At 72.9% G+C, this 8477-nt stretch carries 9 protein-coding genes; 3 read left to right on the top strand and 6 right to left on the bottom strand.

The window, feature by feature from the left end; all coding sequences use genetic code 11:
- Nucleotides 1-467 precede the first annotated feature (467 nt).
- The 3 genes from rlmN to JSX79_RS17805 all read right to left on the bottom strand — a co-directional run bounded on the left by rlmN (nucleotide 468) and on the right by JSX79_RS17805 (nucleotide 3578).
- The gene (gene rlmN, locus JSX79_RS17815; protein ID WP_070416448.1) at nucleotides 468-1700 is read right to left on the bottom strand and encodes a 23S rRNA (adenine(2503)-C(2))-methyltransferase RlmN; all 1233 of its coding nucleotides are present in this window, start codon (nucleotides 1698-1700) and stop codon (nucleotides 468-470) included.
- A gap of 40 nt (nucleotides 1701-1740) precedes the next feature.
- A complete protein-coding gene (locus JSX79_RS17810; RefSeq protein ID WP_071295487.1) occupies nucleotides 1741-2655 on the bottom strand; it encodes a C40 family peptidase in 915 nt (304 codons plus the stop codon).
- 179 nt (nucleotides 2656-2834) lie between these two features.
- A complete protein-coding gene (locus JSX79_RS17805) occupies nucleotides 2835-3578 on the bottom strand; it encodes a pyridoxamine 5'-phosphate oxidase family protein (RefSeq protein WP_229087522.1) in 744 nt (247 codons plus the stop codon).
- A 58-nt stretch (nucleotides 3579-3636) separates the two neighbouring features.
- Between JSX79_RS17805 and JSX79_RS17800 the strand changes: the two genes are divergently transcribed.
- Nucleotides 3637-5043, top strand: coding sequence for a PLP-dependent aminotransferase family protein (locus JSX79_RS17800; protein WP_229087520.1), 1407 nt, complete (start codon nucleotides 3637-3639; stop codon nucleotides 5041-5043).
- Here the strand turns inward: JSX79_RS17800 and JSX79_RS17795 are convergent.
- Genes JSX79_RS17795 through JSX79_RS17785 form a run of 3 tightly spaced genes read right to left on the bottom strand, consistent with a single transcriptional unit; the run spans nucleotide 5030 to nucleotide 7094 of the window.
- On the bottom strand, nucleotides 5030-5908 hold the full coding sequence (locus JSX79_RS17795; protein WP_229087518.1) for an alpha/beta fold hydrolase: 879 nt from the start codon (nucleotides 5906-5908) through the stop codon (nucleotides 5030-5032). The two genes, JSX79_RS17800 and JSX79_RS17795, sit on opposite strands and share 14 nt — an antisense overlap.
- Nucleotides 5908-6918, bottom strand: coding sequence for a helix-turn-helix domain-containing protein (locus tag JSX79_RS18805; RefSeq protein ID WP_229087516.1), 1011 nt, complete (start codon nucleotides 6916-6918; stop codon nucleotides 5908-5910). Before JSX79_RS18805 ends, JSX79_RS17795 begins: the two co-directional genes overlap by 1 nt.
- Nucleotides 6915-7094 (bottom strand): hypothetical protein, encoded by a 180-nt coding sequence (locus JSX79_RS17785; protein ID WP_070416453.1) that lies wholly within the window; start codon nucleotides 7092-7094, stop codon nucleotides 6915-6917. The genes JSX79_RS18805 and JSX79_RS17785 overlap by 4 nt, the downstream gene beginning before the upstream one ends.
- A 235-nt stretch (nucleotides 7095-7329) precedes the next feature.
- Between JSX79_RS17785 and JSX79_RS17780 the strand changes: the two genes are divergently transcribed.
- Nucleotides 7330-7680 carry a GntR family transcriptional regulator gene (locus JSX79_RS17780; protein ID WP_070416454.1) on the top strand — a complete coding sequence of 117 codons (351 nt, stop codon included), beginning with the start codon at nucleotides 7330-7332 and terminating at the stop codon, nucleotides 7678-7680.
- Nucleotides 7677-8477, top strand: an 801-nt coding sequence (locus tag JSX79_RS17775; protein ID WP_229087514.1) for a DUF1648 domain-containing protein, incomplete at its 3' end; no start/stop codon positions are given. The genes JSX79_RS17780 and JSX79_RS17775, both read left to right, overlap by 4 nt.

Below are 8477 nucleotides of genomic sequence, written 5' to 3'. Positions count from 1 at the left end.
CTGACAATCTTCAATCCAAAAGGAATTGTCTCCGAACCCACCAGCAAACTGATGAGTCACGGGGTCAATAAATTGGCATTGACAATGTGCACGCTGTTGAGTTCTCAAGGACCAGACGCACTCCCCACTCGACCCCGAAAGAGGTTCCGCCAGAGAGGCTTTTGGCTTTCGTTGCCCGGGGAAGAACCGTGGTGGACAAGATCTCCGGGTCTGTGACCAGGTGACCGTCTCGGCCGTTCCGTTCTCCGCCTCAGCGGCAACGAGTGATTACTTTACGCAGAGGTGAACGGCAGCACCAACCCGGGCCACATCCCGGGCGTGTCGGCTCTGCGAGGCCCGGAAACACGCGGATCGCGCGGTGCGGGCAGTGCCGACCTGCGCCGGGAACGACGGAAGGCACGGTGCGAACCCGCACCGTGCCTCCCGAACGAACCGAATCGGCCCGAACCGGACCGAACCGGACCGACCTACTCGGCCGCAGCCAACTGTCCGCACGCACCGTCGATCTCCTTGCCGCGGGTGTCGCGCAGGGTCGTCGGGATGCCCGCGGCGTTGAGTCGGCGGACGAACTCGTCCTGCACGTGGACCTCGGACGAGGTCCAGACCGAGCCGGGCGTCGGGTTGAGCGGGATGGGGTTCACGTGCACCCACCCCTTGCCGCGCTTGTTCAGCTTCTCGGCGAGCAGGTCGGCACGCCACGCGTGGTCGTTCATGTCCTTGATGAGCGCGTACTCGATCGAGACACGTCGGCCCGTCTTGACGAAGTAGTTGTGGGCGGCGTCGATCGCCTCGTCCGCCTTCCACTTCGAGTTCACCGGGATGAGCTCGTCGCGGAGTTCGTCGTCGGGCGCGTGCAGGGAGAGCGCGAAGGTGACGGGGATGTCCTCGTCGGCGAGCTTGTTGATCGCGGGGACGAGCCCCACGGTCGACACGGTGATGCCGCGGGCGCTCATGCCGAGACCGTTGGGTTGCGGCGCGACCATGATCCGGACGGCGTCCATCACGCGCTTGTAGTTCGCGAGCGGCTCCCCCATGCCCATGAACACGATGTTCGTCACGCGTTCGGCGTCGACGCGGTCCTTCCCGCCCTTGCGGGGATCACCGCCGAGCTCCCCCGCGGCGATGGCGGCGTTGGCACGGACGATCTGCTCGATGATCTCGGCTGTGGACATGTTCCGGGTGAGCCCGGCCTGCCCGGTCGCGCAGAACGGGCAGTTCATCCCGCACCCCGCCTGGGACGAGACACAGAGCGTGATGCGCCCCGGGTACCGCATGAGCACCGACTCGACCAGCGCCCCGTCGTGGAGCTTCCAGAGGAACTTGATCGTGTCGCCCTTGTCCGTCGCCAGACGACGGGTCTCGGTGAGGAGGGGCGGGAGCATGCCCGCCACGAGTTCCTCACGCTGGGCGGCCGGCAGGTCGGTCATCTGCGCGGGGTCGGACGTGTAGTGCGTGAAGTAGTGGGTCGAGAGCTGCTTGGCGCGGAACTTCGGCAGCCCCAGCTCGACGACCTTCGCCTCGCGCTCGGCGACCGTCATGTCGGCGAGGTGCACGGGCGGCTTGCCACGCTTCGGGGACGCGAACTGCAGCAGCGGCCGGCCGTCGGTCCCGGTGGCCTGCGTCCAGCCCTCGGTGCGCGGACGCACCTGCGGACGAGCAGAGCGCTGCTCTTCGAAGGGGGTGCGGGTCTCGGAGGCCATCACTCCAGTTTACGGGACGACGACGCCCCGCGGGTGCCGGTCAGCTGCCGGCGGGGAGCACCCGGGCGAAGTGGTGCGCCGCCGAGTACATCGGCACGATGTCGACGACCGCGCCGGGGTGCGGCGCCTGGAGGACCAGTCCGTCGCCGAGGAAGATGCCGACGTGGTCCTCGTTGTCGTACACGACGAGGTCGCCGGGCTGCGCCTCGGACTCCGGGATCGTCGTCGCGGCGGCGTCCTGCGTCGGGACGTAGTGCACGAGCGGGATCCCGACGGCCGCGTACGCGACCATCGTCAAGCCGGAGCAGTCGATGCCCTCGTGGCTCGCGCCGCCCTCGACGTACGGGTCGCCCATGTACTGCAGGGCGGTGGAGACCACGGTCGCCCGGTCGCCACCGGCGGAGAGGATCTTCGAGATCGCGTCCTCCGCCTGCTGGGTGCTGACGCCGAACTTCGTCACGATCGTCGGGTAGGACACCACGGTCGTGGTCGTCGTCATGCCGTCGGTCGACACCACGGGGACCTCGACGTCCCGGGCGACGGTGTAGGTCTGCGTGTGCTGCGAGGTGGTCGTCCCGTGGTGCGCGTCGGTCGACGGGGTCGCGGCGTTCGCCGGGACCGCGAGCGTCAGGCTCGAGGTGATGGCCAGTGCGGGCGCGAGGAGCACCGCTGCGCGCTTCGCGTTGGCAGCCCGGCGGACGTGCCGCGGGTCGACCGCCCGTTCGGCTCGGAGCGCTGCGGACCGGGACAGCACGGCCGCTCCGGCGACGGCCGTCGAGGCGACCGGGCGAGTGTTCGACAGGGACACGCTGCGCGCCGGCTTCTCGTGCTCCACGAAGGTCGAGCGGGCCACGGCGGGGCCGAACGCGGAACGACGTCCGCGGGGACGGCGCAGTTCGACGGCTTCGGTGGTGGCCGCGCCGTCGGGGGCTGCGGGCAGTGCGTGGCGTCCCATGGTTCCTTCCGGGTCGGACGAGCCGGCCCGAGCAGATGACGAGGCGACTCGGGAAGATAACGTATTGGTCACGAACCTGGGCCCCGCTGGGCACTCGCCGCGGGTTCCTGCAGTTCGTCACAGGCTCGGGCGTTCCTCGCAGCCCGTTCAGAACCGGCCCGCACCGCTCCGGACGCGGCTCAGGCGGGGGTGGGCCGCATGACGGCGGCGATCCGCCCCTCCCGAGCCCGTGCCAGGTCGTCGAGGCGGGCCGCCAGGGCGCGCACCGACTCTTCGACCGGCGCGTCCCCCGAGATGTCCCCCGGGAGCGGCGCCCCCGCGGTGACCGCGAGCGGGAGGACGCCCGCCCAGACCGCGTGGTCCTCGGCGTCGTCGACAGCCTCGCCGACGCCGGCGGCGCGGATCTTCACGCTCGCGTGCTCGAGGGGCAGCTGGAGGACCTGGGTGGCACGGACCTCCTTGGCGGTCATCTCGCGGACCTCGTCGCGGCGTCCGGGCATGAGGTGGTCGGCGACCTGCCAGAGCGCCTCGGTCCGCAGGTCGTCCGGCACCACGGTGGCGTTGCCGACGACCACGGCGCTGCGGTAGTTCGCGGAGCTGTCGAAGGTCGAGCGTGCGAACACCAGGCCGTCGACGTGGGTCACCGTGGCGCTGACGGGGACTCCCGCGGCGCCGGCGTCGAGGAAGAGACCGCCGCCGGTCGAGCCGTGCAGGAGCAGGACGGGGCCGGCGCCGAGGTCGCCGACGCCGCAGAGGAACGGCAGGACGAGCGGGTGTCCGTCGCGGACGAAGCCGACGTGCGCGACGATCGCCTCGGCGAGGATCGCGTCGAGGTCGGCGGGGTCGTGGGACTGGCGGTCGCGGAGGCGGCGGACGGCAAGCGACGGTACGGCGGGGTCGGACGGGAGGCTCGTGGTGCGCATGCGGGCAACGCTAGGGTCAGGACCGGTCCGGTTCGTGGACCAGATCGGGTGTGCTCAGGTGGACCAGTTCGGGAAGACCGCCGGGGTCGTCGCGCGCGTCCGGGCGATGGTGCAGGACGGGACGCTGGTGGCCGGGGACGCAGTGCCGTCGACCCGCGTCCTCGCGGCCGAGCTGGGGGTGGCGCGGGGGACGGTGGTCGCGGCGTACGAGCAACTCGACGGCGAGGGGTGGATCCGGACGCGGCAGGGTGCGGTGGCGCGGGTGGCGGCGGGGGTCGGTGCGGGCCGCTGGCCCACCGAGCACGCTGCGCGCGACGCGACGGGGCGCACGGACGGGCACGCGGACGGCGCGGCGGGTACCGGCGCGGACCTCCTCGACGCCCGCCCCGGGATCCCCGCGGTGACGGCGATCGCCGCCCGCGACTGGCGGGCCGCCTGGCGCGCCGCTGCGGACGCCCCGCTCCGCAACGCCCTGTCCGACCCGGCCGGCCTCCCGGAGCTCCGCGCGCAGATCGCTGCCCAGCTCGGCCTCGCTCGCGGGTTCGCCCCGGAGATCGGCCGGGTCGTGGTCACCGCCGGCACGGCCGAGGCGCTCTCGCTCGTCACCGAGGGACTCCGGAATCGCCTGGGTCGGGCGCCGGTCGTCGCCGTGGAGGATCCCGGCTACCGCTCCGGACGTCGGGCGATGACGAGCGCCGGGGCAACCCTCGTGGGTGTCCCGGTGGACGGCGACGGCGTCAACGTGGACGTCCTCGGCCGCATCGGCCCGGTGGACGCGGTCGTCGTCACACCGACGCACCAGTACCCGCTCGGCTCGGTGATGCCGGTGGCACGACGGCTCCGCCTGCTCGACTGGGCGACGCGCACCGGGGCGGTCGTGGTCGAGGACGACTACGACTCGGAGTTCCGGCACCGCGGCTCCCCCGTCCCGGCACTGGCGGCACTCGACGCGACGGGCGTCGTGGTGCACGTCGGCGGGTTCTCGAAGACCCTCGATCCACGGCTGCGCTGCAGCTACGTGGTCCTGCCACCGGGGCCGGTGCACGAGGCCGTGGCCGCCTCGCGGCTCGCTCGCGGACCCGTGGTGGCGGAGCCCGTGCAGGTCGCGCTCGCGCACCTCCTCCGCACGGGCGCCCTCCGCCGCCACCTCGGCCGCGTGCGCCGGGACTACACGCACCGACGGGAGCGGGTCGCGACGCGTGTCGCAGCGGTCGCAGGCCTGGAGGCGCGTGCCCTGGACGGCGGGCTACACGCGGTCCTGACGTGGTCGGGTCGGGCGGCGGGGCGCGACGTGGTCGCCCGGATGGCGCGGTCCGGTGTGCTGGTGAGCGCGCTGGAGGAGTACGAGGTGTCGCCGGGGAGCGCACCGGCGGGGATCGTCCTGGGCTACGGCGCGCTGACGCTGCCGCAGCTCGATCGCGCACTCGACGTCCTGCTCGAGGTCCTGCGGGTCAGGGGCGAGTGAGCCGCAGGTGGGCCCGCACCCGGTCCTGCACGGCGCTGGCGTCCGGGTGGTCCCAGAGCGCGAAGTGGGTGCCGCCGGGCAGGACGAGGAGCTCCGCGCCCGGGACCTCGTCCGCCGCCCGGACGCTGTTGGACGGCGGGACGTCGACGTCCGCGTCACCGTGCAGCAGCAGTGTCGGGGCACGGACGGCTCCGAGATCGAGGTCGGTGACCGCGCCGAGGTTCCGGACGTCGGCTTCCCACCCGGCACGGTGCGGGCCCGCGGTGTTGCCGGTGCGGGCGAGGTCGAGCAGGAACGTGCGACGCTCCGGGTCGCGCAGGATCCCGCGGACGTGCTCGCGGAGCCGTCGACCGCGCAGGGAGCTCACGCCCGAGACCGCGAGGCGCACGACGACGCCGGGCACCAGTCGCGCGGCGGCCCGGGCGAGCGCGGCGCCGAGGAGGGTGCCGCCGACCAGGCGCTCCGGTGCGGAGACCTCCGGGGGCGTCCAGGGACCGGTCAGTCCGGCCGCCACGACGAGGGAGTCGACCCGCTCGGGGTGGCGGACGGCGAACCGGTAGGCGGCAGGGGCTCCGCCCGACCAGGCGAGCACCGCCACGCGGTCGATGCCGAGCGCGTCGAGGACCTCGGCGTACCGATCGGCCTCGTCGTCGAGCGAGTCGTGACCGGGTCGGACCCGGGTGCCGAGGTACCCGGGACGTGAGAGCGTGACGACACGGAAGTCGGCGGACGGCAGGAACCGCGCCATGATCTCGGCGACGTCGATCCCGCCGGGGGTGCCGTGCACGACGAGGACGGGAGCGCCCGCGCCGCGGACGGCGAACTCGGTGTCGTCGGTGACGACGGGACGCGTCTCTGGTGGCATCACCCGACGATATCCGCGGCGGCGATGAGTCGTCTCCGACCGCGGAGGGTGTCCCCCGGGTACTCGCCGTACATCGAGAAGTACGACCCCGAGAAGCGCCCCATGTGCCGGAAGCCGCAGGAGTGCGCGACTGTGGCCACGGAGGTCTCGCGGGGGTCCGCGAGCTGCAGGCCGAGGCGGGCCTTCTCGAGGCGCAGGTCGCGGAGGTACGCCATCGGGGTGCTGCCCTCGCGCCGTTGGAACCCCTCCTGCAGGGTCCGGACGCTGACCTCGGCCGCGGCGGCGATGTCGGTGGCGGCGATGGTCCGGTCGAAGTGCGCGTACATGAACGCCTTCGCACGTTCGACCGTCCCGGCGGGCGCAGCGGCCCCCCGGCGGTCGGCATCGGAGCGGAAGGCGCCGAGTACCGCCTCGGCGAGCCGCAGGTCGAGCGCGGCCCGGTCGGCGTCGACCACGGCGACGTCGAGCAGCGGACGGGCGACCTCGCGCAGCACGGCCTGCAGCGGCGCGAGGCGTTCCGCGGACACGGTCACGGGGAAGGCGAGGGGCACGGGGGCGGCGTCGGTCCCCACGACCGCGACGGCCTCGAGGAAGTCCGCGTCGAAGTGCACGAGGTGCTTCGTCCCTGCCGGTGCCGAGACGTGGAAGGGGCGTCCGGCCGGGTACATCACGGGCACGCCGGCGCGCAGGAGCACGTCGTCGTCCACCACGATGCCGCCCTCGACCGACCACGCCAGCAGGTACTGCCGTTCGGGTGCGAGGAATCCGGACCGAGCGGCGGACACCGACGACGTGCGGAGGCTCAGGCGACCGTCCCCGGTGGCGCGGTAGCGGAAGCCGAACGGCGACGAGGAGGGGGCGAAGGCCATGTCGTGGCCGTCGTACACGCCGCGGTAGAACTCGAGTGCTTCATCGGGGTCGGTGCCGCTCTGGAGGACTTCCCGGACGGAGGTCCGACGGACCTCCGCGGTCGAGGACTCCGCCGGCGGCCGGTCCGCCGCGGGGATCACCGTCGCTCCGGACCACCAGGCGATCGTTCCCCGACGAGGTCGGCGAGCGACGGCTCGGACTCGACGGGGACCGCCCAACCGCGGCGTGTTGCCCGTCGGAGGTGTCGGTACGTGGTCACCCGCACCGGCTGGACGTCGGCGTTCGACTCGTAGCTGCTCAGTTCCTGGCTGCTCATGGCGTGCTCCCTGCTCGCGAGCCCGGCTCCGCCTCGGCCTCGTGGATGCCGACGTCCAGAACGGCCTCAGGGTCAAGGAGGTGCCATCGGAGCGTCGGGAGGACGCGGATCGATGCCGTCTTCTCCAGCGACGGTACGCGCGTGCCGGACAGCCCACGTGGACCGGACACCCAGCCCGCGCTATCCGGACGGACCACTGTCGGCACGGACTGGATTGTTCGCATACAATGCAAACATGTTGATCACCGTCGACCCCGGAGCGCGGGCATCGCTTGCGGACCAGGTGGCCGCCCAGATCCGGCACGCGATCGCCCGCGGCGAGTTCCGGAACGGCGAGCGGCTTCCGTCCGCGCGCGAACTCGCGGCCGCCGTCGACGTCAACATGCACACGGTGCTGCGCGCCTACGCCCAGCTGCAGGACGACGGGCTCATCGAGCTGCGCCGGGGCCGCGGTGCCACGGTGCTGCGGTCGGGCAACGCGTCGTTCGACCGGCTGCGGTCGCTGGTGGTGGAGCTCCGTGAGCAGGCGGAGACCCTCGGGGTCCCGCTCGACGACCTGTACGCGATGATCAAGGGGGCACGATGACGACTCGGACGATGGGGACCGGCGCACGACTGGCCGTAGTGGCACCGAGCGCGGCGGTGGCCGTCGCGCTGGTCGTCACGGCACTCGTGCTCGGACCCGCGCTGCCAGCACGGGTGGCGACGCACTTCGGCGCGGACGGTGTCGCCGACGCCTGGGGGTCGCCGTGGCCGTTCTTCTGGGGGTCCCTCGTGGTGGCCCTGGTCGCCGCTGGACTCGCGGTGGTGGCGCTCGGACGCAGCGACCGCCGGACGTGGGCGACCCTGCTGCTGGTGGCGAACCTCCTGAGCGGGTCCGTCGCGACCGCGTGGATCGCCGAGGCGATCGTGAACCGCGTCGACGACCCGACGTTCCCGGTGTGGTGGGCCGTCCTCACGCTCGCGGTCGGTGTCGCCGTGGCGGTGCCGCCGACGATCGCGCTCGTCCGGACGGCAGCGCCGGTCCCCGCGCACGACGTCCCTCCGTTGGACGTCCCGACGGACGCCCGGGTCGCCTGGCGTGCACGGGTCGGCAGCCCCTGGTTCGCGGGGCTCGGCGTGGTCCTCGTCGTCGGCGGCGTCGTCGCGGCCTGGGCCACCGCGTCCGCGTCCGCGTCCGCCGACATCGGCGCGGCCGCGGTGTCGGGCGGGCTGCTCGTCCTCGCCGGGATCGCGGTGGCGGTGCTCGCGCGGGTCGAGTGCACGGTCGATCGACGCGGCCTCCGGCTGACCTCGACGTGGACGCGGATCCCCCTCGTGCGGGTCCCGCTCGACCGCATCGAGTCGTGCGGGTGGGAGCAGGTGTCGCCCGGGCAGTGGGGC

Origin of the sequence: Curtobacterium sp. GD1 (assembly GCF_020882855.1) — a bacterium.
Taxonomy (GTDB): Bacteria; Actinomycetota; Actinomycetes; order Actinomycetales; family Microbacteriaceae; genus Curtobacterium.
Note: the sequence above shows the minus strand (reverse complement) of the source record. Positions and strands in the feature narration are given on the sequence as shown.